Here is a 26,957-nt window from a genome sequence, read left to right on the forward strand (position 1 = left end):
AATGAAAAATATAGATAAAAAATTTCAGGTAATCTTTGCTTTATGCTGTCTTTTCTTCGTTTTTAATATGCAGAGTCAAGACCTACAAAGTTATGTAGAAGAAGCCATGGCAAACAATCCAATAATTCAAAAATTCGAATTACAATACAAAAGAGTTTCCGAAAAAATAAACGAAGCAAACACAATTCCGAATACCGAATTTGGCGCAGGATATTTTGCGAGTGAACCAGAAACCAGAACAGGCGCACAACGTTTTAAAATATCTGTAAAACAAATGTTGCCTTGGTTTGGTACCATTACTTCAAGAGAAAACTATATTTCTTCTGTGGCAGATGCTACTTTCGAAGAGGTTGTTATTGCGAAACGAAAACTAATTGCCTCTGTTTCGCAATCGTACTATAATTTGTACGAGAATAAAGCAAAGCAAAAAGTACTAGAAGAAAATATAAAACTTCTTAAAACTTACGAAATATTAGCGCTAACGTCTCTTGAAGTTGGTAAAGCATCTGCTGTAGATGTTTTAAAATTGCAAATGCGCCAAAATGAAATTACACAACTAAAAGAGGTGCTGCAACAAAGATTTTTAGCCGAACAAACAGCATTTAATAAGTTGTTAAACCGAGATAAAAAGATTGTGGTAAATGTGGTAAGTGATTTGACTATTCCTACCGAAAATTTTGAAATCGATGCAGCTAATTTGGCGGTGCATCCAGAATTGTTAAAGTACGATAAATTGTATCGATCTATAGAAAAATCCGAATTGTTAAATCAAAAAGAAAGTAGTCCTATGATTGGTTTTGGGTTAGATTATATCAATGTTTCTGAAAGACCAAATATGAATTTTACTGATAATGGAAAAGATATTTTAATGCCAATGGTTTCTATTTCTATACCAATTTTTAACAATAGTTACAAATCTAAAACCAAACAAAACAAATTGCAACAGCAAGAGATTTTAGCAAAAAAACAAGACCGAAAAAATACATTAGAAACGCTTTTAGACAAGGCAATAAACAACCGTATTTCTTCAAGAATAAGTTACAAAACGCAAACTAAAAATCTAAAACAAGCAAAAAATGCAGAAGAAATTCTAATAAAAAATTACGAAACAGGCACCATCGATTTTAACGATGTATTAGATATCCAAGAACTGCAATTAAAGTTTCAAATGAACCAAATAGAATCTGTTAAAACCTACTATGTTCAAAGTACTATAATTAATTATTTAATTCAGTAAACAATGAAAAAAGTTAACACAATTATTTTCTTATTTCTAACATCAATTGCAATTGCCCAAGTGGGTACAAATGGAAACGATAGAAAAGAAGAAGGTAGAAACGTAAAAGAATACAACCTTACTATAGAGAAAAATAAATTAACACTTGCAGGAGTAACTGCCAAGGGCATGACCATAAACGGAACTGTACCTGGCCCTACCTTAGCGTTTAACGAAGGAGACCTCGCCATTATTAATGTAACCAATAAAATGGATGAAGAAACCTCTATACATTGGCACGGATTAATACTTCCTAATTTTTATGATGGTGTACCTTATTTAACGACACCACCCATAAAACCCAATACCACATTTCAATATAGAATTCCTATCAATCAATCGGGTACATATTGGTACCATTCTCATACAATGTTACAAGAACAGAAGGGGTTTATGGCTCAATAGTTATTCAGCCTAAAGAAAAAACATTAGACTACGATTCAGATTTGGTTGTAGTACTTTCTGATTGGACAAACGAAAAACCAATAAACGTGTTGCGTAATCTTAAACGAGGAAACGAATGGTATCAAGTTAAAAAAGGTACCGCAGTTCCATTAAGTAGAGTTATTAAAGAAAAAGCATTGGGTGCGCAATTTAAGTTTTGGCGAGATAGAATGGAAGGTGCAGATATAGCAGATGTTTATTACCCTGCTTTTTTGTCTAATGGTAAAAAACGGGCAGAATACCCAGAGTTTAAACCTGGAGAAAAAGTAAGGCTTCGCTTTATCAACGCTTCTGCCTCCTCTTATTATTGGCTAGATTTTGGAGCGGGTAATCCAACAATTGTTTCTAGTGATGGTATCGATGTAACACCAATTCATAAAAACAGATTTCTCTTTACGATAGCAGAAACCTACGATGTAATTGTTACCATACCAAACGGTACTTTAGAAGTAACAGCAACTGCACAAGATGGCTCTGGTAATACATCAATTCGTTTAGGAAGTGGCAAACTTTTTCCTGCAACTGTAATAGATAGGCCAAACAAAGTTGCAATGATGAAGCAAATGGCAAAAATGGATATGAAAATGGGAGCACCAGCAATAAAGAGCAATCGAAAGAAAAATAAGCCAGAAGTTTTAATGAAGAAATATGGCATGAAGATGCATATGAAAAAAGGCAAGATGAACAATCAAATGCACATGAAAATGCACGGTAAGATGGAAATGAATTCGCCTGCCAAACAGGTAAAAAGAGACGCAATGTCTATGAAACCGAATAAGTCTATGATGCAAAAAGACAGTACTTCGTTCGACTATAAGACTCGTAAAACATATTTTAATTACAATTTTTTAAAGGCAAAAAAAAGTACAGAATTTAAAAAAGATGCTCATGTAAACGAACTGTTGCTAAATCTAACGGGTAATATGCAACGCTATATTTGGAGCATGAATGGTGCACCATTATCTGAAACCGATAAGATTAAAATTAAAGGCGGAGAAGTAACAAGAATTACCTTAAACAACTTAACAATGATGCACCACCCAATGCATCTACATGGGCATTATTTTAGAGTAATTAACGAGAATGGTAAGCGTTCGCCATTAAAACATACAGTTAATGTACCGCCAATGCAAAAAGTAGTAATCGAATTTTATAACGAAGAATATGGAGATTGGTTTTTTCATTGCCACATATTATACCATATGATGGGTGGTATGGCAAGAGTATTTAGTTACGATACACCACGAGACAAAAGAATGAAAGCATATCCAGTTCAAAAACTAATTAATGAAACAGACCATTATTATGCTTGGGGAGGAGCTCGTGCAGGTTCAAACTACACAGAATTAAACCTTATGACTAGTACTATTAGAAATGAATTTAGTTTACGAACCGAATTAGATTATCATAAAAATCTCGAAGCAGAAGTAAATTATAATCGATATTTAAATGATTGGGTGCGCGTGTATGTAGGTGTAAATACAGAAACATCAACACCAAACTCTTACAATACATTTAATACTGTAGGCTTGGTTGGTATTAAATATTTTACGCCTTATAGATTTAATGTAGATGTAAGTATGGACCATCAATTGCGCCCAAGAATTCGTTTAGACAGAGAGCTTTTACTTTTTCCAAGACTATTTGTAGAAGGCGAATACGAATACAAAGCAGATTTTGGTTGGATCAATCATTTACAAAACAATAATTCGTACAAAGGAGAAACCCAATGGTTGGTTGGAGTATCCTATATTTTATCACGAAATTTTTCAATCCAAGGAAACTATAACAACAGATATGGTTGGGGTGGTGGATTTTCGGTAAGATTTTAATTAAAAAAGACAGAACAATGAAACATACATATAACATTCACGGAATGACCTGTAATGGTTGTAGAAGTCATGTAGAAGAAACACTTTCAAAAGTTGCAGGGGTTTCTAAAGCTACAGTCGATTTAGAAAAAGCAGAAGCAACCATAGAAATGGATGCTCATATTAAATTAGAAACCTTTCAAAAAGCTTTAAAAAATGATGGTGGTAGATACAGCATTCACAAACATGGAGAACATCAACCTATAAAAAAAGAAAAAAAAGAAGCACCAAAAGGAACAGGAACAGGTACTTTTTATTGCCCAATGCATTGCGAAGGCGAAAAAACATACGATAAACCTGGAGATTGCCCAGTTTGTGGTATGGATTTAGTAGAAGAGCAAAATTTATCAACAACAAATTCAAATCAATGGACTTGTCCAATGCACCCAGAAGTTATAAAAGACGAAGCTGGGGCTTGCCCTATTTGTGGTATGGATTTAGTACCCATGGAAGCCGATATTTCTGCCGAAGAAAAAACGTATAAGAAATTATCTAAAAAGTTTTGGATTGCAGTTGCTTTTACCTTGCCCATTTTTTTTATCGCGATGAGCGAAATGCTACATAACAATCCATTATACGATATTTTAGAACAAAAAATATGGAATTGGGTTCAGTTCGCACTATCGATTCCTGTAGTGTTTTACGCTACTTGGATGTTTTTTGAACGTGCCTATAAAAGTATAAAAACTTGGAACTTAAATATGTTTACACTCATTGGTATTGGTGCAGGAATATCTTGGGTTTTTAGTGTTTTTGGCATGCTTTTTCCTGATGTTTTTCCAAATCAATTTAAAACAGAATTTGGTGCTGTACATGTTTATTTCGAAGCTGCAACCGTAATTTTAACACTTGTTTTAATGGGGCAATTATTAGAAGCGCGTGCCCATAGTAAAACAAATTCGGCAGTAAAAGAGCTATTAAAATTAGCCCCTAACAAAGCTACCAAAATAGTAGATAAAGAAGAGGTAGAAGTATCTATCGATCAAATAGAACTTAACGACATTTTAAAAGTGAAACCAGGAGATAAAATTCCTGTCGATGGTAAAATAACAGAAGGAAATAGCACTGTTGATGAATCTATGATTACAGGAGAACCTATTCCTGTAAATAAAACCGAAGGAGATCAAGTAAGTAGTGGAACTATCAACGGAAATCAATCTTTTTTAATGAAAGCCCAAAAAGTAGGTAGCGATACTTTACTTTCTCAAATTATTCATATGGTAAACGATGCTAGCAGAAGTCGTGCACCTATTCAAAAATTAGCAGATACTGTTTCTAGCTATTTTGTTCCTGTGGTAGTTTTAATCTCGGTAATTACTTTTATAGTTTGGGCAATTTGGGGACCAGAACCAGCCTATGTGTATGCATTAGTAAACGCAATTGCAGTTTTAATTATTGCTTGTCCTTGTGCTTTAGGGCTGGCAACACCTATGTCTGTAATGGTTGGTGTTGGCAAAGGTGCCCAAAATGGAGTGCTCATTAAAAATGCAGAAGCTTTAGAGAAAATGAATAAGGTAGATACCTTAATTATTGATAAAACAGGAACCATAACAGAAGGAAAACCAACTGTAGAAAAAATGGGCGTTTTCGATACTAATTACACCGAAAATGAGGTGCTAAATTATATTGTTTCATTAAATACAAATAGCGAACATCCTTTGGCAGAAGCTACTGTAAAATATGGAAAAAATAAAAATGCTAAAATTATAAAATCTTCCTTTTTTTCGGCAGTTACCGGTAAAGGTGTCGAAGCAGTTATTAACGATAAAAAAGTATCGTTAGGCAATCCTAAAATGATGGAACATGCGAGTGCTAAAATTTCATCAGAAATGGAAGAAAAAGTAGCCTCTTATCAAAAAGAAGGAAAAACCGTTTCTTATTTATCAATAAATAAAAAGGTAATTGGTTATGTAGTTATTGGAGATAAAATTAAAGAAACCAGTGCAAAGGCTATTAAAGACTTACAAGAAATGGGCATTGCAGTAATTATGCTAACTGGAGATAATCGCAATACAGCAAAAGCAGTTGCAAAAGAATTAAATCTTGCCGACTTTAAAGCAAGTATGTTGCCAGAAGACAAACTTAAAGAGGTCGAAAAATTACAAGAAAAAGGAAATGTTGTTGCTATGGCCGGAGATGGTATTAACGATGCACCAGCTTTGGCAAAAAGCGATGTTGGTATTGCTATGGGAACAGGAACCGATGTTGCCATAGAAAGCGCAATGATCACTTTGGTAAAAGGTAATTTACACGGAATTGTAAAAGCAAGAAATTTAAGTACTGGAGTGATGAAAAACATCAAACAAAACCTATTTTTTGCACTTATTTACAACACGTTAGGGGTGCCAATTGCAGCAGGTGTTTTGTTTCCTTTTTTCGGAATATTATTGTCTCCAATGATTGCAGCTTTAGCAATGAGCTTTAGTTCGGTTTCTGTAATCGCAAACGCCTTAAGATTAAGAACAACTAAAATTTAAATTCTAATGAAAAATTCAAACAAACACTCAAATAACAAAAACTATAAAACTTTCTTTTTAATGTTAGGTTGCTCTTTTGTAGCCATGTACCTAACCATGTATTTAAATACTTACGAATTCGACCACGTATATTTTAGCTTAACACGTTTTTATATGACTTGTTTAGGAATTGCAACAATGGCAGTTATAATGTGGTTTTTTATGCGCAAAATGTATCAGAATAGAAAGAAGAATATTGCCATTTTATTGGGCAGTATTCTTCTTTTTATAGCAGCATTGGGTTTGGTACGTGACCAAAAATCTACAATTGGCGATGTTCTTTGGATGAAAGCGATGATTCCACATCACTCAATTGCCATATTAACAAGCAAGCGTGCAGATATTAAAGACCCAGAAGTTAAAAAATTAGCAGAAGAGATTATAAAAGCTCAGAAAAAAGAAATTGAAGAAATGAAAGCGATGATAAAACGATTAGAAAATGAAAAATAAACATGTAGTAATTTATTTAGGGATACTCGCTTTTGGGGTATTGTTAGGATATTTTTTCTTTAGAAACCCCTCTAAAGAAGTGGCACAGGAACACAATCACGAAGCAATTTCTAAAACCAATGAAATGTGGACCTGCTCTATGCATCCACAAATTATGCAACCAGAACCAGGTGATTGCCCTATTTGTGGTATGGATTTAATTCCTGCAGAGAGTAGTGCAGATGGTTTGTTGGCAGACCAATTTAAGCTTACAAAAAACGCGATGGCTTTGGCTAACATTCAAACTTTAATCGTTGGAAATGAAAAAACAGAAGATAATGCCATTAAATTATCTGGAAAAATTGTAGAAAATGAAAATTCAAACACAGTTCAAGTAACTCATTTTGCAGGCAGAATAGAAAAATTATTAGTTGCTACCACTGGTGAAAAAATTAGAAAAGGACAATTATTGGCAACGATTTACTCGCCAGAATTATTTGCAGCCCAACAAGAATTAATTACAGCGGCTTCCATTAAAGAATCTCAACCAGAATTATACAAAGCTGTTCGTAAAAAACTAAAAATTAAAAAACTTACAGAAGCACAAATCAATTTGATAGAGAATTCTGGAAAACCGATGCAAAATTTTCCAATTTACGCAACACAAACAGGAACAATTACCGAAAAAATGGTAGATGAAGGCGACCACGTTGCATTAGGAGAAGCGTTATTTAAAGTTTCTAATCTTTCGGTTGTATGGGCAAATTTCGATGTTTACGAACATCAAATTAATTCTTTTAAAAAAGGACAAGAAATTATTATAACCACACTCAATAAAGAGAGGAAGGCAAAAGTAGATTTTATAGATCCGGTTTTAAATACCCAAACAAGAACGGTAAAATTAAGAGTTGTGCTTCGTAATAAAAATAATGAATTGAAGCCAGGAATGTTTGTGGAAGGCAAAATTAAAGGAATTGATACTAAAAATGATAAAATAGTAACAATTCCATCATCTGCAGTGTTATGGACCGGAAAACGTTCTCTTGTGTATTTAAAAACAAATGCGAATGAGCCTGTATTTGAAATGCGTGAAATTACTTTAGGCAATAGAGTTGGAGCATTTTACGAAGTTTTAGAAGGGCTAAAAAATGGTGATGAAATTGTAACGAATGGAACGTTTACTGTAGATGCAGCAGCGCAATTACAGGGCAAAAAATCGATGATGAATAAAGAAGGAGGTAAAGTAGTAACGGGTCACGAAAATCATCTTGGGATGGGTAAAAATACCCACTCAACAAATGTGAGTTTGAGCAAAAATGAAAGAATAAAAGTGCCTGAAGAATTTCAACATCAACTAAAAACGGTTTATAACGAATATATAAAATTAAAAAATGCCTTGGTAAAAGAAGATGTTAATGCGGCAACAGAAACATCAAAAGTAATATTAGAAAATCTCTCTAAAATAGACATGAAACAATTAAAAGATGCAGAAATTCACAAAAAATGGATGTCTTTGCATAAAGGTATTAAAGAAGCAACCACATCCATTTCTAAAACCTTAGAAATCGACTTGCAAAGAAGTTCTTTTGAACAGCTTTCATTAAACTTTATTAGTGCAGTTCAAATATTCGGAATTAACGAAAAAGTATATGTAGAATTTTGCCCAATGGCAAATAACAACAAAGGTGCTTATTGGCTTAGTAAAGAAGAAAAAGTAATTAACCCTTATTATGGAGATAAAATGTTAACCTGTGGAGAAATAAAACAAATAGTAGAATAATAAAAATCGATTAATAATTAAATTTTAAACACATGAAAAAAGCAATTTTAAGTTTAGCAATTATGGCAGCAACATTATTTACAGGCTGTAAAAACGAAGGTAAAAAAGAAACAGATGCTAATAAAACAGCAGTTTCTAAAGAAATGGCCACAACAAATATTTCGTTTGGTGTAAGAGGCAACTGCGGAATGTGCAAAAGAACCATCGAAAAAGCAGCAAAAAATGTTGAAGGAGTAGCAACCGCAAATTGGGATGTAGATAAAAAGAAAATAGATGTTTCTTACGACGATTCTAAAACAAATCCAATGGAAATTCACAAGGCCATTGCAGCTTCTGGTTACGATACAGAAAAAGCAAAAGGAGATTTAGATGCTTACGATAATTTACCAGGTTGTTGTAAATACGACCATAGTATGGAAATGAATCAGTAATCAAGCACTTTTTACAGACACTTTTTTACAAAGTTTTTTTAATTTAAACTTACTCACTTTGTGAAAAAGTGTCTTAAAAAGAATAAAATCTTGTAGATTTTTTATTCTTTATAAACTCCCATATTAGCGTACTTACCCATTCGTTTAGAAACCAAATCTGTTTCCGATAAATCTTTTAGCTCATCAAAAGCACTTACTATTTGATCTTTTACTACTTTAAATGCTTCTTCTCTATTAGAATGGGCTCCACCAATAGGTTCTTTTATAATACCGTCTATTAACTTTAACTTTTTCATATCGTTTCCAGTTAATTTTAGAGCTTCAGCAGCTTGTTCTTTAAACTCCCAACTTCTCCATAAAATAGAAGAACAAGACTCTGGAGAAATAACGGTGTACCAGGTATTTTCCATCATATAAACTCTATCTCCTACGCCAATTCCTAATGCACCACCAGAAGCTCCTTCACCAATAACAATAGTAATAATTGGAGTTTTTAAACGAGTCATTTCAAAAATATTTCTGGCAATGGCTTCTCCTTGTCCGCGTTCTTCTGCTTCTAAACCTGGGTATGCACCTGGCGTATCTAACAAAGTAACTACAGGAATTCTAAATTTTTCTGCCATTTTCATTAAGCGCAAAGCTTTTCTATATCCTTCTGGATTTGCCATTCCAAAATTTCTATACTGGCGAGTTTTAGTGTTGTAACCTTTTTGCTGACCAATAAACATATAAGATTGATCACCAATTTTACCCAAACCACCAATCATAGCCTTGTCGTCTTTTACGCTTCTGTCTCCATGCAATTCCATAAACGTATCTCCACAAATTGCTTTAATATAGTCTAGTGTGTAAGGTCTATTTGGATGTCTAGATAACTGAACTCTTTGCCAAGGTGTTAAATTTTTATATATGTCTTTTCTAGCTTTTTCTAGCTTTTTTTCAATCTTTTTGCAGGTTGCAGTAACATCTACTTCGCTTTCTTTTCCAATAATTTGGCACTTTTGAAGTTGCTCTTCAAGCTCTTTTATTGGCATTTCAAAATCTAAATATTCCATTTTGTAGTTATTTGATTTTAGTTGTTTGTAAAGACAAACATACTATAAAATTTACTTTTTCAGGCAAAATCGCCTCACTTTTTTCTGCCTACCTTTTGTTTAAACTTGTCTTTTAAACTCAATCTATTTTTTATAATTCCGTTTAATAATACCACAAATAAAACAATAAAAGCACCTAAATAAAAAGTAGTACCCATTTGTTCTTTTTCTCCAAAAATAAGTAAGGCTAAAATAATTGCATAAACGGGTTCTAAATTTATGGTAAGCATTACTGTATATGGAGACAGGTATTTCATTACTTTTACAGAGGCTATAAAAGCATAGGCTGTACAAACGCTACTTAGTAGTAATAAATACAACCAATCTATCGTTGGAATTTTAAAAAAATCAGCAGAGAATTTGTTGCTAAAAAATAAATAAATGGTAATAAAAACAACTCCAAATAAAAGTTGATAAAAAGAAATAGTGGCTGCGCTGTGTTTTTTGATAAATAAGCCATTTAAAACTGCAAATAATGCTCCTAAAAAGGAAGCGATTAGTGCATATATAATTCCTAATTTGTACTGACTTTCAAAATTAAAGATAATATACAAACCAGCAATTACTAAAAGGCCTAGAATTATTTCAACAGGTTTTATATTTCTTTTAAAAAATACAGGTTCTATTAAAGAAGTAAAAAAGGCTCCTGTACTCATGGTAACTAAAGCCACAGAAACGTTAGAAACTTTAATTGCTTTAAAAAAGAAGATCCAATGTAGTGCAATAATAATGCCTGTTAAAAAAAAACGAACAATGGTTTTTGTATCTATTTTAAACTTTTTTTTCTTCAACAAAAAATAAAGAAAAATAAAAATAACGGCTAGCAACATTCGATACCAAACTAAAGGAATTGCATCGATAGTTATTAAAGCACCTAAAATGGCTGTAAAGCCCCAAATAAAAACGATGAGATGTAAAAGTAGGTAGTTTTTAAGCCTATTTTCTAGCATTTAAATAGAGATAAATAGATAAAGCGCCAAACATTATATTCGGAATCCAAACATATATAAAAGAATTTACACCAGCTACAGAGCCTAAAACTTCTCCAATTTTCATAAAGAAAACGTATAAAAACATAATTCCAATTCCAATGGCCAAGTTAACTCCTGTACCACCTCTTCTTTTTCGAAAAGCGAGTGCGACTGCAATAATAGTTAGTATGTAAGAAGCAATTGGTAAACTTGTTCTTTTATGAAGTTCTACCAAATATGCATTTAAGTTTTTTACGCCTCTTTTTTTAGATAAATTTATAAACCGAATTAATTCATCTGAAGGCATTTCTTGCGACAATGCAGATTTGTAAATTAAATCTTTTGGTGTAAAGTTAAAAATAGTGTCTATTTTATTTCCTTTAAAAATACTATCTCTATCTTCATAAATAATACGTTTTCTCCAATTTGTTAGAGAAAAAGTAGAGTCTTTAGAATTGTAGCGTAAATTGTCGGCAAATAATTTTGATTTCAGCTTTAAACCATCATAGGTTTCTGAGGTAAAATAATGGCCTACATTTGTTTCTGTATTATAATTTTTTAAATAAATATAAGTGCTGTCTGTAAGTTGCAAACTAAAATCAGAAACAAATTTTAAATCGTTCTTTTGTCGTGCATTACTTATGTATTTTTTTTCGAACCCTTTTCTTACTTTACTACTATTGGGTACTACAAAATGGTTCATCCCTAAAGAAATAATAGTAACCAATGTTGCCCCAATAAAATAAGGATATAAGAATCTTGTAAAGGAAACTTTTGCATTGGTTATTGCAATAATTTCTGTATTGCTAGAGAGTTTAGATGTAAATAAAATTACGGCAATAAACAATGCCAAAGGCATAAATGTGTTTGCATAGTAAATAATAAAATTCTTATAGTAATCGTTTAAAATCTCTTCTAAGCCCAAGTTTGCATGCTCTAGAAAATTATCTATTTTTTCTGAAACATCTATTGCAATTGCAATTGGAATTAAGATTAATAAGGTAAACAAAAATGTTACCAAATAACGTTTTAATATGTACCAATCTATTATTTTCAAAAGCCTAGCTTTTTTGTATTAAATGTATGTTTTAAACTCTGGACTTTAAAATTTTAAAGTCTTTTGTTCATTTGTTTTACCATTTTATCTTTCCATTCTCTAAAATCTCCTGCTAAAATATGCTTTCTTGCTTCACGAGTCAACCAAACGTAAAACCCCAGGTTATGTATCGATGCAATTTGTTTTCCTAGCATTTCTTTTGAAACAAAAAGATGACGTAAATAGGCTTTGGAGTACAGCGTATCCACCCAAGTAATTCCCATATCGTCTATTGGAGAAAAATCGGTTTCCCACTTTTTATTTTTTATGTTGATAGAGCCATGTGCTGTAAACAACATTCCGTTTCTAGCATTTCTTGTTGGCATTACACAATCGAACATATCTATACCCAATGCTATATTTTCTAAGATATTAATTGGCGTTCCAACCCCCATTAAATAACGTGGTTTGTCTTCTGGTAAAATTTCTGTAACGACCTCTGTCATGGCATACATTTCTTCTGCGGGTTCACCAACAGAAAGTCCGCCAATTGCATTTGCTTGCTGCCCTGCATTAGCTATATATTCTGCAGATTGCCTTCTTAAATCTTTATAAGTACTGCCTTGTACAATTGGCATAAACGTTTGTTTAAAACCGTATTTGAACGGTAATTTTTCTAAATGATTAATGCATCTATCTAACCATCTATGCGTCATGTGCATAGAACGTTTTGCGTAATTATACTCACATGGGTAAGGTGTACATTCGTCAAACGCCATAATAATATCTGCCCCAATTGTGCGTTGTGTTTCCATGACATTTTCTGGTGTAAAAAAGTGCATAGAACCATCTATATGACTTTTAAACTTTACACCTTCTTCATTAATTTTTCTTCTTCCAGAAAGCGAATATACTTGGTAGCCACCAGAATCTGTTAAGATATTTCTATCCCAATTCATAAATTGATGCAAACCCCCCGCTTTTTCTAAAATATCTAAACCAGGTCTTAAATATAAATGATAGGTATTTCCTAAAATAATATCAGGATTTATCTCGTTTTTTAATTCTGTTTGATGCACGCCTTTTACGGTGCCAACAGTTCCTACAGGCATAAAAATTGGAGTTTCTATTTCTCCGTGATCTGTAGTAATTAGCCCTGCTCTTGCGCTACTTTTTGGGTCGGTAATTTTTAAATCGAATTTCATTGGTGGCAAAGATAATAAAAAGCCCATCCTAACCTTCTTAAAGAGAAGGAATTTAGAAAGTTTTAAGAGATTATTTATTTTCTTTTTCCACGGAAACTCGATTTGGAATTTTTAGTTTTCCTGTTTTTGGGTGAAGATTTTCTAAAAGAGGCACTTTTTTTATTAAAATTGTTTTTTGTAGGGGCTAATTTTCGCTTTGGTTTTGATGTTTTTGAAACATTTTTAATTTTAGATGCTTCTTCGGTTTTAGAAGAACTAGCAATCATTTTATTGATTTCTTTCATTTCTTCTTCCGTTAATTCACGCCAATCTCCAGATTGCAAATACCCCAACTCGACATTCATAATTCGAGTTCGTTTTAGCTTGGTAACTTCGTAATCTAAGTATTCGCACATTCTACGAATTTGACGGTTTAAACCCTGTGTTAACACGATTTTAAAAATTTTATCGCTTACTTTTTCTACCCAACATTTTTGTGTTACAGTGCCTAAAATTGGGATTCCATTTCCCATTTTTTCGATAAAATCTGGTGTGATGGATTTGTTTACGGTAACAAAATATTCTTTCTCATGGTTATTTCCAGCTCGTAAAATTTTGTTTACAATATCGCCATCATTTGTTAGAAAAATTAAGCCTTCAGACGGTTTGTCTAAACGCCCAATTGGGAATAGCCTTTCTGGATAATTAATGTGTTTTACAATGTTATTGGGTTCTCTATCGTCTGTGGTAGAAACGATGCCAACAGGTTTATTAAGTGCAATATAAATGGTGGTATTTTTGGGGGTAACCAAACGTCCGTCTAATTTTACAACATCTTTTTTGGCAACTCTATTCCCTAATTGAGTTGGTTTTCCATTGATGGTAACCCTGCCTTCTATAATAAATTTTTCTGCTTCTCTTCTGGAACAAATTCCGGAAGAACTAATGTATTTATTAAGGTTGATGGTGTTTTGAGGCTTAGCATTCAAAATTAAAAAATTTTTATGCAAAAATATGGAAACTTTTGCGACGATTTCAGGAATTAAAAGATGATTTTACAAGGGGGTTAAACCCCTTGTTGTAATTCTATGGTTCTAAACGTTAAATTAATTCTTGGTGTAAAAACCTTTTTTGTGGGTGGCAATCTGTGCAACCAGTTGGTTTGTGTAAATTCTTTCATCACTAACAAACTTCCTCTTTCTAAAACAATATCTATTCGTTGTTTGTTTTTTTTATGTTTGAAAGAAAATTTACGTTCTGCTCCCAAAGAAAGTGAAGCGATTGCGCTGTTTTTCTTTAGCATTTTTTCTTCATCTGAATGATACGCCATGCCTTCTTCTCCTGAATGATATAAATTTAACAAACAAGAATTGTAAGTTTCTTTGCTTTCTTTTTCTACAATTTTTTTCAATTCTAACAATTCTTTGGTAAAGATGTTTGCTGTTTTTGTAACTCCTGAATATGTATAAGAAAATTCCGATTCGCCATACCAAGCTACTTTTCTTTTGGTCATTAATTTTTTTCCAAAAATAATGGCTTCGTCATTTTTCCATTTGATTGTTTCTAAGAGTGTTTGGTAATAAAAATTACACTGCTTTTTATCTAAAACAATGCCATGATAATTGGTTACACCATCAAAAGGAAGAATGTTTTTTATTGTTTCTGAAGAAAATAAATCCATATCACAAAGATACAGAACTTATGAAAATTAGAATTTTCTATCTGGATGAAATACAGTTATAGCTACACTTGTTTTTTTCTCGGCAATAATTTCTGAAACGAGTTTTCCGGTTGCAGGTCCTAAACTCCACCCCATCATTGCATGTCCTGTTGCAATTGTTAAATTTTTACAGGTATTCGATTTTCCAATATATGGCAATCCGTCTGGCGAACAAGGTCTTAAACCACAAGTTGCATGTTCTTTTTCTTCGGTAGAAATTGCAATGTTTTCGTAATATTTTTTTACAGCATTTGCAATGGCATCAACTCTTTTCGGGTTTATGGTACTATTAATTCCTGCAATTTCCATAGTTCCTGCAAAACGGGTGAAACCTTCCATAGGTGTTACGGCTACTTTTGCTTCGCATAAAATTGCTGGAATGGTAATGTTTGTATCTTTTTTTACATTTATACTATAGCCTTTTCCTGCTTGAATAGGTATTTTTAATCCCAACTTTTTTGTGATATGTGAACTCCAACTTCCTGCTGCTAAAACCACTTCATCTACTGCAATTTCTCTTTTATCTGTTTTTATTGAAGTAATTTTTTCTGATGAAATATGTAAATCTTTTACAGTTTCATTTTTATAAAATACAACTCCGTTTTTATCTAAGTACGAAATCATTTCTTTCATAAATATATTAGGAGTCATGTGAGCATCTGAATGATAATATACAGCACCTTTAATATTTAAGTTAGTATTTGGCTGTAATTTTTCTACTTCGTTATTAGATAAATGTTCTACTTTTAGCCCTTTTTGAATGCCTTTTTTACCAATTTTCCATTCTTCTTCGCCAACTTTGTTGGATTTGTACAACATTAACAATCCTTTATGTTGATAATGAAAATTAAAGTCGTTCGATTTTTTTAAGTCTTCATACAAGTCTCTACCCAATAAATTAATATTTAAAAGAGGTTGCATTGCTTTTTCAACTTTTGCTTTTGTGGCAGCTTTTTTAAAGGCTAAACTCCATTTTAAAAAATCGATATCTAATCTTGGTTTTACATAAAAAGGACTTCTAGCATCGAACATCCATTTGAGCCCTTTTGTGATTATTCCTGGTGCTGCTAGCGGTATAAAATGACTTGGGGTTATGTATCCAGCATTTACATAAGAAGCTCCAGAATTCATATTAGATTGGTCGATTACAGTAACTTCATGGCCATCTTTTAATAAATAATAGGCAGCACACAGTCCAATAATTCCACCTCCAATAATTCCTACTTTTTTACTCATCTAATCACTTTATCTACAGTTATAATTCTAAATGTATTCGAATTAATTGTAATTTTTATATTAAATTCCTTACTTGTTACATAGAAATTCTTTCCTATTTTTTGATAATTTTCTATGGATGTTTCTTTTAAAACTTTCAAAATAAGATGTTCACTTTCATCTTTTGAAAAATTGGTTCCTAACTTCTTATTTATTCTTTCGTAAACAAGTTTTGTATAACAATGGTTTTCTATTATTTCTTGTTTGTTAATTTTCATTTGTAATTCTATTTATAAGATTCAGAAAACAAGTTAAGAATGATTTAATTTTTAAAATCAAATCACTTGAAAACCATGTGCATATGGGTCATCTTCATCATCAATAATAATCGTATTATATCCATAAATTTTTGCCCAACCTTTTACACTTGGTATAATTGCAGGTTTACCATTCAACGTAGTTGCTTCTTCTACTTTACCTGTGAATTTAGAACCAATAAAACTTTCGTGAATAAATTCTTCTCCAACTTTTAATTTACCTTTTGCATATAATTGTGCTAATCTTGCAGAAGTTCCTGTGCCACATGGACTTCTATCAATTGCTTTATCTCCATAAAAAACCGCATTTCTTCCAGAAGAAGTTGGGTCTAAAGGATCTCCTGTCCATAACATATGGGTAACATCTCTAATCGTATTATTTTCTGGATGAATAAATAGATTAGGATATTTTAAATTGATATTCTCTCGTACAACCTGAGAATATTGCACAATTTTTGCAGCGGTAAAATTATGAACTCCTCCAAAATTTTTCTGTGGATCTACAATTGCATAAAAGTTTCCTCCGTAAGCAACATCAAACGTAATTTCGCCTAATTCTGGACAATTTACTGTTAAATCTTTGGCAGCTAAATAGCTTTTTACATTTTTTAATTTTACCCAATCTACTTTTTTCCCTGTTTGTTGGTATTCGATTTCAACCAATCCTGCAGGTGCTTCCATCTTTATTTTTCCAGGGATTTTTGGGGTTACCAAACCTTCTTCAATTGCGACTGTAATAGTGCCAATAGTGCCATGACCACACATTGGCAAACAGCCAGAAGTTTCTATAAATAAAATGGAAAAATCGTTTTCTGGATTGTGAGGTGGAAATAAAATAGCACCACTCATCATGTCATGACCTCGTGGTTCAAACATTAATCCTTTTCGAATCCAATCATACTCTTTTAAAAAATGCTGGCGCTTTTCGCTCATATTTTTGCCCACCAAATTAGGACCTCCGCCAGCAATAACTCTTACAGGGTTTCCACAGGTATGTGCATCTACGCAAAAAAAAGTTTTTTTACTCATTTAATGTACGCTTTATGTAATTGTTTACACGATTTTCTAAGATAGATAATGTTACTGTTCCTGCTCCTAAAATAACTTCATGAAATTCTCTTATGTCAAATTTTTCTTTTAATTCGTTTTCTGCCTGTTTGCGTAATTCACGAATTTTAATTTCTCCTATTTTATAAGAAATTGCTTGCCCAGGCCAAGTGATATATCTATCGGTTTCTGTAGTAACTTCATGAATTGACAATGCTGTATTTGAAGCCATATAATCGATTACTTGTTGTCTAGACCAACCTTTTGCATGTATTCCTGTATCTACCACCAATCTACAAGCACGCCACATTTCGTATGTATATTTACCAAATTTTTCATAAGGTGTTGTGTATATACCCATTTCATCTGCTAAAGATTCTGCATATAAACCCCAACCTTCTCCATAAGCTGATAAATATAAATTTCTTCTAAATTGTGGAATTTTGTCTTTTGATAACTCGTTGTTTAACGAGATTTGCAAATGATGTCCTGGAACTGCTTCATGAGCTGTTAAAGCAGGAATTGTGTATAACGTTCTGCTTGGTAAATTGTAGGTGTTTACCCAATAAAAACCTGCAGTAGTTTCACTTCTGGAGCCAGAATATCTTCCTCCTGTATAATTGGGTGCAATTGCTGCTGGAACAGGAACAACACCATAGGGTTTTCTTGGCAATGTTTTAAAATATTTTGGCAATTCTGCATCAATTCTTTTAGAAATATCTCTTGCAAACATTAATAATTCTTTCGCTGTTTTTGGATAAAATTGTTCGTCTGTTCTTAAAAACTGAACAAAATCTTCGAAAGAACCTTCAAAACCTAATTCGTCAATAATTTTTTGCATTTCTGCTTTAATACGAGCAACTTCTTTTAATCCAATATTATGAATATCATCTGCTGTATATTGTGTACTTGTAGTGTAAAAATTTATTCTATTTTGATAAAATTTCTTCCCATTTTTAATAGTTCCTACTCCTAAACCTTTTCTGGTGTTTGGAAAATATTCGTTCTCGAAAAAAGATTTTATTTTTTTATATTGATTGATCGCATTCTCTTGAACACTAACATTTGCAACCGTTAAAACAGAATCTTTAAATTCTTCTGATAAATTTGCGGGTAAATTTAAAAATGGTTTGTAAAAATCACTTTTTGTAATGTCTGAAACAATATGCTTATCATATGTAAAGGTATAGTTTGGATATGCCTGTTTTGGTTGTGAAATACCAGCTTTTACTCCAGCTTTTAAGATACTTAAATGATAATTGATTTTTTCTGGTAAGTTTTCTAACTGTTGTAAATAGTCTTTTACTTCTTCTTTATTCTTTAATTTTTTGTTGCCCATATTTCCTAAATTCAAATGAAAAGCAATTTCATTCGTCATAGGATTTAGATGCATTTTATAGGTGTTTCTGTCTATTTTATCTTGTAAAACAAATAGTAATAAATTTCTTGAAATCTTTTCATTTTCTGATAAATCTTCAGTTTCAACTTGCTGTAATTCTTCTATTAATTTTTGAGCATTTTCTGCTTCTAATTGATGAAATTTATTGGTGTTTTCTAAAGATTCGTAAGGTTCGAAATCATAGTCAACTTTTGTTTCGTACTTAGAAATGATTTTCGTTAAAACTTCGCTTGACGATTCATCTTTACAAGATAAAAAGCAAAAAGACAAAAAGATTCCAAGAACTTTATAAAGGTTCATGTGTTAAATTTTTTTGGTTGTTTTCTTTCCGTTTACAGTTCTTAAAATTCCCAAAGGATTTTCGTTTTTAAGTGCTGCTGGTAACAATTCGTTTGGCCAATCTTGAAAACTAAAAGGTCTTACAAAACGTTTGATAGCGTCAACACCTACTGCAGTAAATCTACTATCTGTAGAGGCTGGGTAAGGACCACCATGCAACATAGAAGGACAAACCTCTACACCTGTTGGAACTCCATTAAAAATAATACGACCTACTCTATTTTCTAATTCGTGAATTACATCAACATAATTACTAATTTCGGTATCATCAGAAATTACAGTTCCTGTTAATTGACCTTCTAATTTTGATATAATTTCCCTTAATTCTGCTTCACCTTTACATTGAACCACTAAAGAATAAGGGCCAAAAACTTCATGATGTAACGTTTCGTTTTCTAAAAAAGTTTTCCCTTCTACAGTAGTAACTACTTGTTTTGCAAAGTTAGGTTGCACATTTTCGGAATGTTCAGCTAAAATATCAATTCCGTTTTGAGATAGGGCTTTTTCTTTATTTTTTTCGTAAGCTCCTGCTATATTTGGGTGTAACATGCAAGAAGGTTCTATGTTCACAATTTCTTCTGCTAATGTATTTACAAAATTGGTAAGTCCTTCTGATTTTATGGCTAAAATTAAACCAGGATTTGTACAGAATTGTCCAGTTCCTAAAGTGATAGAACCTGCATAGGTTTTTGCAATGTCTGATGCTCTATTTTCTAACGCTTTTGGTAAAATAACCACAGGATTTATACTTCCCATTTCTGCGAAAACTGGAATTGGTTCGTCTCTTTTTGCTGCCAAATCATACAATGCTCTTCCTCCATTTAAACTTCCTGTAAATGCAACTGCTTTTACGTTTGAATTTTGAACTAATTCTTGTCCTACTTCAATTCCACTGCTGTTTAAGTTTGAAAAAACACCATTTGGCATTCCTGTTTTTTCTGCTGCTTTTATAATTGCTGAAGAAACTAATTCTCCAGTACCTGCATGCATTGGATGTGATTTTACAATTACAGGACAACCTGCTGCTAAAGCCGCTGCTGTATCTCCGCCAGCTGTAGAAAATGCCAATGGAAAATTAGAAGCCCCAAAAACCACAACTGGTCCTAAAGAAACGTTCATTTTTCTTAAATCTACTTTTGGCAATGGCTCACGATCTGGTTGCGCAGTATCTATGGTTGCTTCTACCCAACTTCCTTCTTCTACATGATTTGCAAATGAGCGTAATTGACTTAAAGTTCTACCTCTCTCTCCTGCTGCTCTTCCTGCTGGCAAACCACTTTCTAAACAATAAACGTTTAGTAGCTCTTCACCTAAATTTTCTATTTCTGTGGCTATTGCTCTTAAAAATTCAGCTTTTTTTGCACCAGAAACTTTAGAATAGGTTTTAAAAGCGTTTGCTGCCAATTCACAAGCCTTATTTACATCTGCAGAAGTTGCTTCTGTAAAAGCCCACTCATTTTCTGTATTTTTTTGCGGATTAAAAGTTTTAAATGTTTTATTTCCGTTTGCTGTTGTTGTATTTCCTATATAGTTTTTTCCTGTAATCATCTTTACTTATTTTTTTATGTTTTACTTCAAATTTAATCATTTGTAAACTACTTTTTTGATGATAGATCTTTAGTAATAATACTTTAAATAGAAAAAGCTTTTTCCATTTTTGAGTATTTGAAAGGATTAACTTATTAAGTCTAAAGCTTCAAGTCTTTCTTTTGCTAAAATATATCTTGCATTCACATCATCAATTTGATGTTGCGTTAATTTTTTACCAAATGTACGCAGCCCTCCTGCAACATCATTATGATGTATTCCCATAGCTAGTTTAAGATATTCCATAAGTAGTGGCTGAGCATCTAGATATGATAAAGAATTTAAAGCCTGAGAAATTTTATTTGCCTCAGCCCAATCTCCATTTACAACATACTCTTGCATAGTAACACTTGCTTTTGGGAAGATAGTACCTACACCTGTAATTCCACCACTTGCTCCTGCAAGTCCTGCATATACAGTCACTGTATCTACTCCTGCCAACACTTTTAAATCTTTGTTCTCTAACATCAGCGTTTCAATAATTGAAACATCTATAGTTGATATTTTTAAAGCTGTTACTTTAGGAAGTACAGAAAGTTTAAGAAGAAGGTCAGTTGAGAGTGGATGATAACCTGCTGCATCAGGATTGTTATAAGGCATCATTGTTACACCAACATCTTTTGCAGTTGCTTCTGCAAGTGCATAATAATCGTACATTTCTTTTTCAGAAGGAACCACCTTCGTTTTTGGTGGCATCACCATAACTGTATCCACTCCAACTGTTGCAAGTCCTTCAACGATTTTAGCAAGTTCTTCTTTGGTTTCTGCTGCGGCTCCACTAATCAACGGAACATTATATTCTTTAGCAACCTCAGAGAGTGATTCAAGTAAAGAAAGACGCTGTTTGTTGCTCAAGTAGCTATTCTCACCTAAAGTACCAGAACCTACAAGTCCGCTCATTCTAGTTCCACCTTTTCCTTGAGTTTTTAAAATACCTGCGGCCTGTTTTTGTGTTGTATCAAAGTCTATTTCAAGAGCGCCTGATTTTGATTCTTTTAGCCATGTAAACACTGCAGGCATTACACCATTCCATTGCATACTCATAATTATTATAGTTTGTATGTTTATAGATTCTTTTTACAAATTTACGTTAGAAATGAAACCGAAAGTTAATTTCCTTTTATCCAAATTAAGTACAATATTATCCATATAATTAAATATAAATTTTATTAAGGCTATTATTTGCATATATTTACGCTATGAAAGTTTTACCTTTTCAAATACCCAAACCCGAAAATGATGCCCTTGTTTTTCAGGAGGATATTGAATTTGCTTTTTACAACAAACTGCATCAGCATGAAGAAATTCAAATAAGTTTTATAGTAAAAGGTGAAGGAACTTTAATTGTGGGTGATACCATTACTAATTACGAAACAGGAAATATTTTAGTTTTAGGTAGTAATTTACCACACGTTTTTCAGAGTACAGAAAAGCTAAAAGAGAAATCACATATGATTACACTCTTTTTTACCGAAAATTCTTTTGGTAGTAATTTTTTCGAACTGCAAGAACTAAATGAAATAAAGCCTTTTTTTAAACAAGCAAAGCATGGTTTTAAAATAACTGATGATAAAGATATTTCTAAACTTTTTTTAGAATTAAAAACTGCTTCTAAACTAGAGCGATTGATTGCTTTATTACAGCTTCTTAAACGAGTAACATCTTTAGAATACGAGAGTTTGTCTTCTTTTATTTATGAAAAAAAATATACAGCAGTAGAAGGTAAAAGAATGCGAGATGTTTTTGAGTTTACCATGCGTAACTTTACAGAAGATATTTCTTTAAATGAAATTGCAAATGTTGCTTCGATGACAAAAAATGCGTTTTGTAAATACTTTAAAAAACGAACAAACAAAAGCTATTTCCGTTTTTTAAATGAATTAAGAATCGAAAATGCAAGTAAATTAATTGTTGCTAATACCGATTTTACTTTAGCAGAAATTGCTTATAATTCTGGGTTTAAAAATATCTCTAATTTTAACAGACATTTTAAAAGCATCAAAAAAATGAGTCCTTCTAATTTTAGAAAGCATTACAATTCTTAAGTTAGCTAAGTTTATACTTCTTTAAAAAATCTTGTAAATTGGTGTTTTGAGACTCCGTTTTAAAAGCTTTTGGTGTTTTACCAAATTCTTCTTTAAAGCATTTTGTAAAGTACCTAGAATCTTTATAACCAACCATATACGCAGCTTCAGAAATGTTGTAACCTCTTTCTACGATTAATAAAGCTGCTTTTTTTAAACGTCTAGATCGTAAAAATTCTACTAATGTTTTTCCGGTAATATCTATACAATTTCTATAAATTACAGAGTAGCTCATATTTAAAGTTCCAGCCAATTCGTCTAATTTAAAATTTGGGTTTTCTATGTTTTTATCTAATTCTTTTACTAAACTTTCTAAAAACTGAACATCTTTAGACGGAATATTTACTTTTTCTTGAGAACTTATAGTGTCTAATTTATATTTTGAAATTAATTTCTCTTGCGATTCTAAAATGTTGTAAATTTTTAAGGTTAATTCATAAAAATTAAATGGTTTTCTTAAAAATTCTATCGCACCAGATTCTAGTCCTTCTATTTTTATAGAGGTAGAATTTTTTGCGGTTAAGAAAATAATTGGAATATGAGCAGTCGATTTTTTCTTCTTTAAAATATTGCACATTTCTACACCATCCATTACTGGCATCATAATATCACTAATTATTAAATCTGGCTTCTTTTTTTCTGCGAGCTCAATACCTTGTTTTCCATTTTCTGCAATAAATAAATTGTACATTTCTGTAAGAATATCTTTTAAGAAAATTTGCATTTCTACATTGTCTTCTACAATTAATAAGGTAAACTTTTTGTCGCTTTCTTTTGTTTTCTTTTTTATTAAGTTTTTATTTAACAAGTTAAAATCGGTATGGTAAGATTCTGACAAAACATTTGTTTTATCTAAATTTATTTTTTCTTCTGAAGTAAAAACATTTTCTTTTGTAGAAAGAGAAATACTAAATTTTGTACCTTCTTTAGAAGAAGATTTTACTTTTATTTTTCCATGATGAATATGAATTAACTCTTTCGTTAATGCCAAACCAATTCCTGTTCCTCTTCTACTTTTTCCTAAATCAGATTGATAAAACAATTTAAAGATGTCTTTTAAATCTTTTTCGGGGATTCCTGGTCCAGAATCTGAAATTGAAATTTTAATTGTTTTCTTTTTTTGATTTTCTTCTACAAGAATTTTTACAGTTCCTTCTGGAGGTGTAAATTTAAAAGCATTCGATAATAGGTTATATAAAACATGTTCTATTTTATCTAAATCGTACCAAACAAATAATTTTTTATTCGGATAATCTTGAATAAAGTCGATTTTTTTAAATCGTGCTTGTTCAGAAAAAGATAGTGATATTTTTTTTAAATGTGCTATTAAATCGTTTTCCGAAGCATAAACTTTTAACATACCAAGTTCTCTATTTCGAACCGTCATTAACTCTGTGGCGATTCTAGAAAGTCTGTTTGCATTGTTCGCTATTATTTGCAAACGCTGTTTTAAAAGTGTATTTCCACTCGATTCAGCTCTTTGTAACATATCTGCAATTGGCCCGAGAATTAAGGTTAAAGGAGTTTGAATTTCGTGCGACATTTTGGCGAAGAAATTCATTTTAACAGCATAAATTTCTTTTTCTTGATTGTTATGTAATGTTTCTTCAATTAATTTTTTCTTCAATTTAAACCAAAGAAAAGCACTATAAATAAGAAAAAGAAAAAAGAGTGTATATATTATGTAGGCAAGTGTCGATTTCCACCAATGTGGTTTTATTCGAATCGCTATTTCTTTTGTTTCGGTATCCCAAATGCCTTTTCCTGAGCCTGCTTTTACTTTAAAAATATAATTTCCTGAAGGAATATTGGTATAGGTTGCAATTCTGTCTTTTTTTGATAAAATCCAATCATTATCAAATCCTTCGAGTTTATAAGCGTAATTGTAATTAGAGTTCATTAAATTTTCGATTGCAGAAAATTGAAACGAAAATGAAGATTGATTAGAAGTTAATTTTAAGTTTTTTAGATGTTCGTATCCATTTTTTAATTGATTGCTTATAATTTCTGTTGCTGGTTTGTTTAAAACTTCAATATAATTGATATAGAGTTTTGCTTCAGAAGATTTTTTATTCATTTTCTCTGGCAAAAATGCATTTACACCATGGTCGCCTCCAAAATATAAAACGCCATTGCTATCTTTAAAAACACTTCTTTTGTTAAAGCTATCGCCATGTAAACCATCCGATTGATAAAAAGACTCTATTATATCTTTTTTAAAGTTATATTTATGAATTCCTGTAGTGGTTCCTAGCCATAAGAAATCTTCTCCTTCTGGAACTACAGATACGATTATTAAATCTTTTAAATTCTCGACATTTTCGAAAGATTTAAATGCATTCTTTTTAATATTATAATTTAATAGTCCGTTTGGATGTAATACCAGCCATAAAGAATTATCGGTGCCTAAAGTTAGATATCTAAAATTAATTTTTTTTAAATTTTCTTGTATTTTTTTATCAAACGAAATATGTTTAAAGTAAGAATCTTTAAAAACTTCAACTTCATTAAATTGAAACAAACCACCACCGTTTACAACTACAAAAATATTTCCGTTTTTATCTTCTGCAATTCCATGCGAATACATTCCTTTTAAACCGTGCGCATTGTAATCGAAGGTTGCCAATAACTTATTTTTTTCTGAAAAGACATTAAAAGAGTTTGCAGAAGTGCTCCAAATTCTATTTTTAGAATCTTTAAATAAAAATCTTATTTCTTCGTTGTTTTTTCCAGATTCATCTGGAGTGTTTATTTTAGAAAAATTTCCATCTTTAAAAACCCACAAACCATTTAAATAGGTGGCAAACCATAATTGTTCTTTTGGGTTTTCTTCGATACTTTGAATGTATCTAGCTGTAAAAAACCTTTTGCCTTGCTCTTTATTGCTGTAATGAATTTTTTGTGTATTTGGTAAAACTCTATTTAACCCTTCGCCATCTGTACCTAGCCAAATAGAGTTGTTAGAAGATTTAAAAACAGAAAGAATAGATGTTGGTGTATTATTTTCTAAACCGTTATAATAGATAATGTTACTATTTGACTTAGGCAGAACATTAATTATTCCGATTTTATCAAGAAAGTATAAATTGCCATTTCTATCTTGAGATATGTTTGTTATAGAGTTGTTACTGAGAGAAAATCTATTATTTATATTATTCTTATAAAGTGTTAATTTGTTCGTCTCGACGTTAATTTTGTAAAGTCCATCTCCATCTGTACCAACCCAAACAAATCCGTTGGCATCGTAAAATAGAGAGATAATCATGTTAACGTTTTTAATTGATTTACTCTTATTAAAATTGCTTTTGGACGTTAGAAAAAATTCTCTATATTTTTTTTCTGCGCTAATATATTTATATAAACTTCCCTTATCTGAACTTATCCATAAATCTTTCTTACGGTCTAATGCAATTCTTAAATAAGATCCCTTAAAATTGGAAGGCAATTCTAATGCTTCTAGTTTATTTATATCAACAGTATATTTATAAATTTTTCTATTGTTTGTAGAAACCCAAAAATTATTATCGTTAATAATTTCAATATTTGTTATTTTAAATGCTGTATTTTTATTTAAAGGTAAACTGGTTATACTATCTATTTTATTTGTGTTGTAATTATATCTAAAAAGGGACCCTTCTTCTGAGCCAAACCAAACTTGGTTGTTGTTGGGGGTAATGCTGGTAATTTGTATTTTTCTTTTATCATGCGCTAAATTAACGCTAAAACATTTTTTATTATTTAAAGAATCTATTTTCATTAACTCTCCGTTTAAAGAAGAGAGCCACATACTTTTTTTATGATCTTTTTTAATTAAAAACTCTTGATCCGTTTTTTTGAAGTTTGTAAAAATGGAATCGTATGGATTGAATAAGTATTCGTAACCATTAAACTTATAAATTCCTTTATTAGTAGTGATCCATAAATACCCTAAATTATCTTCTTCGATTTTTGAACCTCCATGAAAATCTTTCTCTAACTTTTTAAAATTGGCGGGTTCTTGCGAGTAATTATTGTTTGCAAGTAATAAAAGAATAAAAAAGGGTATTATTTTAAAAAAAAACTGCATTTAGTCTTATTTAAATGAAACGATTGCTCGAATATATACATAATATAGATTTTATCAATTTCTTTTTTTAAAAAAAAGTTTTCATATTAAAAAACAGCTACATTTTAATCATTTTGTGTAGGTAAATTCACTTTTTATTAAAAATGAAGAA

At 31.5% G+C, this 26,957-nt stretch carries 19 protein-coding genes and 1 pseudogene; 7 read left to right on the plus strand and 13 right to left on the minus strand.

All coding sequences use genetic code 11. The annotated features are described in order from the left end of the window. The first annotated feature begins 1 nt into the window (after nt 1). The 6 genes and pseudogenes from JL193_RS14670 (at nt 2) to JL193_RS14695 (ending at nt 8,747) form a co-directional block, all read left to right on the plus strand. A complete protein-coding gene (locus JL193_RS14670; RefSeq protein ID WP_207971498.1) occupies nt 2-1,237 on the plus strand; it encodes a TolC family protein in 1,236 nt (411 codons plus the stop codon). 3 nt (nt 1,238-1,240) lie between these two features. Further along, nucleotides 1,241-3,552, plus strand: a pseudogene (locus JL193_RS14675) (multicopper oxidase domain-containing protein). A gap of 17 nt (nt 3,553-3,569) precedes the next feature. Further along, nucleotides 3,570-6,068 (plus strand): heavy metal translocating P-type ATPase, encoded by a 2,499-nt coding sequence (locus JL193_RS14680; protein WP_207971499.1) that lies wholly within the window; start codon nt 3,570-3,572, stop codon nt 6,066-6,068. A gap of 6 nt (nt 6,069-6,074) precedes the next feature. Next, nucleotides 6,075-6,557, plus strand: a complete 483-nt coding sequence (locus tag JL193_RS14685; RefSeq protein ID WP_207971500.1) for a DUF305 domain-containing protein — start codon at nt 6,075-6,077, stop codon at nt 6,555-6,557. Next, complete coding sequence (locus JL193_RS14690; protein ID WP_207971501.1) at nt 6,547-8,316, plus strand: efflux RND transporter periplasmic adaptor subunit; 1,770 nt, start codon at nt 6,547-6,549, stop codon at nt 8,314-8,316. Before JL193_RS14685 ends, JL193_RS14690 begins: the two co-directional genes overlap by 11 nt. A gap of 32 nt (nt 8,317-8,348) precedes the next feature. After that, the gene (locus JL193_RS14695) at nt 8,349-8,747 is read left to right on the plus strand and encodes a heavy-metal-associated domain-containing protein (protein ID WP_207971502.1); all 399 of its coding nucleotides are present in this window, start codon (nt 8,349-8,351) and stop codon (nt 8,745-8,747) included. 101 nt (nt 8,748-8,848) lie between these two features. Here JL193_RS14695 and JL193_RS14700 read toward each other — a convergent pair whose 3' ends face one another. From JL193_RS14700 to JL193_RS14755, 12 genes are all read right to left on the minus strand, one after another. Next, nucleotides 8,849-9,802: an acetyl-CoA carboxylase carboxyltransferase subunit alpha gene (locus tag JL193_RS14700; RefSeq protein WP_207971503.1), complete on the minus strand. Its 954-nt coding sequence runs from the start codon at nt 9,800-9,802 to the stop codon at nt 8,849-8,851. 74 nt (nt 9,803-9,876) lie between these two features. Further along, nucleotides 9,877-10,791: a DMT family transporter gene (locus tag JL193_RS14705; RefSeq protein ID WP_207971504.1), complete on the minus strand. Its 915-nt coding sequence runs from the start codon at nt 10,789-10,791 to the stop codon at nt 9,877-9,879. After that, nucleotides 10,778-11,869: an LptF/LptG family permease gene (locus tag JL193_RS14710; RefSeq protein WP_207971505.1), complete on the minus strand. Its 1,092-nt coding sequence runs from the start codon at nt 11,867-11,869 to the stop codon at nt 10,778-10,780. The genes JL193_RS14705 and JL193_RS14710 overlap by 14 nt, the downstream gene beginning before the upstream one ends. Nucleotides 11,870-11,922: 53 nt before the next feature. Further along, on the minus strand, nt 11,923-13,053 hold the full coding sequence (tgt, locus tag JL193_RS14715) for a tRNA guanosine(34) transglycosylase Tgt (RefSeq protein ID WP_207973490.1): 1,131 nt from the start codon (nt 13,051-13,053) through the stop codon (nt 11,923-11,925). A 74-nt stretch (nt 13,054-13,127) separates the two neighbouring features. Then, nucleotides 13,128-14,021, minus strand: coding sequence for a 23S rRNA pseudouridine(2604) synthase RluF (gene rluF, locus JL193_RS14720; RefSeq protein WP_207971506.1), 894 nt, complete (start codon nt 14,019-14,021; stop codon nt 13,128-13,130). Between the two features lie 77 nt (nt 14,022-14,098). Continuing rightward, entirely contained in the window at nt 14,099-14,713 is a 615-nt protein-coding gene (locus JL193_RS14725) for an alpha-ketoglutarate-dependent dioxygenase AlkB family protein (protein WP_207971507.1), read from the minus strand. 27 nt (nt 14,714-14,740) lie between these two features. Continuing rightward, the gene (locus JL193_RS14730) at nt 14,741-15,988 is read right to left on the minus strand and encodes an NAD(P)/FAD-dependent oxidoreductase (protein WP_207971508.1); all 1,248 of its coding nucleotides are present in this window, start codon (nt 15,986-15,988) and stop codon (nt 14,741-14,743) included. Next, the gene (locus JL193_RS14735) at nt 15,985-16,245 is read right to left on the minus strand and encodes a DUF3781 domain-containing protein (RefSeq protein ID WP_207971509.1); all 261 of its coding nucleotides are present in this window, start codon (nt 16,243-16,245) and stop codon (nt 15,985-15,987) included. Before JL193_RS14735 ends, JL193_RS14730 begins: the two co-directional genes overlap by 4 nt. A gap of 57 nt (nt 16,246-16,302) precedes the next feature. Continuing rightward, entirely contained in the window at nt 16,303-17,313 is a 1,011-nt protein-coding gene (locus tag JL193_RS14740; protein WP_207971510.1) for a 4-hydroxyproline epimerase, read from the minus strand. Next, nucleotides 17,306-19,030 carry a DUF885 domain-containing protein gene (locus tag JL193_RS14745; protein WP_207971511.1) on the minus strand — a complete coding sequence of 575 codons (1,725 nt, stop codon included), beginning with the start codon at nt 19,028-19,030 and terminating at the stop codon, nt 17,306-17,308. The genes JL193_RS14740 and JL193_RS14745 overlap by 8 nt, the downstream gene beginning before the upstream one ends. A gap of 3 nt (nt 19,031-19,033) precedes the next feature. Beyond that, on the minus strand, nt 19,034-20,617 hold the full coding sequence (locus JL193_RS14750; protein WP_207971512.1) for an aldehyde dehydrogenase (NADP(+)): 1,584 nt from the start codon (nt 20,615-20,617) through the stop codon (nt 19,034-19,036). Nucleotides 20,618-20,743: 126 nt separating this feature from the next. Next, nucleotides 20,744-21,700 (minus strand): dihydrodipicolinate synthase family protein, encoded by a 957-nt coding sequence (locus JL193_RS14755; RefSeq protein ID WP_207971513.1) that lies wholly within the window; start codon nt 21,698-21,700, stop codon nt 20,744-20,746. Between the two features lie 155 nt (nt 21,701-21,855). On the opposite strand from JL193_RS14755, the gene JL193_RS14760 reads away from it, so the two are divergent. Further along, a complete protein-coding gene (locus tag JL193_RS14760) occupies nt 21,856-22,701 on the plus strand; it encodes an AraC family transcriptional regulator (RefSeq protein WP_207971514.1) in 846 nt (281 codons plus the stop codon). A 1-nt stretch (nt 22,702) separates the two neighbouring features. Here JL193_RS14760 and JL193_RS14765 read toward each other — a convergent pair whose 3' ends face one another. Continuing rightward, complete coding sequence (locus JL193_RS14765) at nt 22,703-26,806, minus strand: hybrid sensor histidine kinase/response regulator transcription factor (RefSeq protein ID WP_207971515.1); 4,104 nt, start codon at nt 26,804-26,806, stop codon at nt 22,703-22,705. Nucleotides 26,807-26,957: the final 151 nt, after the last annotated feature.

Origin of the sequence: Polaribacter batillariae, from assembly GCF_017498485.1 — a bacterium.
Lineage (GTDB): Bacteria > Bacteroidota > Bacteroidia > Flavobacteriales > Flavobacteriaceae > Polaribacter > Polaribacter batillariae.

Coding starts and splice junctions, on each gene's coding strand:
- JL193_RS14735 (WP_207971509.1), bottom strand. CDS start 16,245: ATGAAAATTAACAAACAAGAAATAATAGAAAACCATTGTTATACAAAA.
- JL193_RS14705 (WP_207971504.1), bottom strand. CDS start 10,791: ATGCTAGAAAATAGGCTTAAAAACTACCTACTTTTACATCTCATCGTT.
- JL193_RS14695 (WP_207971502.1), top strand. CDS start 8,349: ATGAAAAAAGCAATTTTAAGTTTAGCAATTATGGCAGCAACATTATTT.
- JL193_RS14740 (WP_207971510.1), bottom strand. CDS start 17,313: ATGAGTAAAAAAACTTTTTTTTGCGTAGATGCACATACCTGTGGAAAC.
- JL193_RS14750 (WP_207971512.1), bottom strand. CDS start 20,617: ATGATTACAGGAAAAAACTATATAGGAAATACAACAACAGCAAACGGA.
- JL193_RS14745 (WP_207971511.1), bottom strand. CDS start 19,030: ATGAACCTTTATAAAGTTCTTGGAATCTTTTTGTCTTTTTGCTTTTTA.
- JL193_RS14730 (WP_207971508.1), bottom strand. CDS start 15,988: ATGAGTAAAAAAGTAGGAATTATTGGAGGTGGAATTATTGGACTGTGT.
- JL193_RS14765 (WP_207971515.1), bottom strand. CDS start 26,806: ATGCAGTTTTTTTTTAAAATAATACCCTTTTTTATTCTTTTATTACTT.
- JL193_RS14680 (WP_207971499.1), top strand. CDS start 3,570: ATGAAACATACATATAACATTCACGGAATGACCTGTAATGGTTGTAGA.
- JL193_RS14760 (WP_207971514.1), top strand. CDS start 21,856: ATGAAAGTTTTACCTTTTCAAATACCCAAACCCGAAAATGATGCCCTT.
- tgt (WP_207973490.1), bottom strand. CDS start 13,053: ATGAAATTCGATTTAAAAATTACCGACCCAAAAAGTAGCGCAAGAGCA.
- JL193_RS14670 (WP_207971498.1), top strand. CDS start 2: ATGAAAAATATAGATAAAAAATTTCAGGTAATCTTTGCTTTATGCTGT.
- JL193_RS14690 (WP_207971501.1), top strand. CDS start 6,547: ATGAAAAATAAACATGTAGTAATTTATTTAGGGATACTCGCTTTTGGG.
- JL193_RS14700 (WP_207971503.1), bottom strand. CDS start 9,802: ATGGAATATTTAGATTTTGAAATGCCAATAAAAGAGCTTGAAGAGCAA.
- JL193_RS14755 (WP_207971513.1), bottom strand. CDS start 21,700: ATGAGTATGCAATGGAATGGTGTAATGCCTGCAGTGTTTACATGGCTA.
- JL193_RS14685 (WP_207971500.1), top strand. CDS start 6,075: ATGAAAAATTCAAACAAACACTCAAATAACAAAAACTATAAAACTTTC.
- JL193_RS14725 (WP_207971507.1), bottom strand. CDS start 14,713: ATGGATTTATTTTCTTCAGAAACAATAAAAAACATTCTTCCTTTTGAT.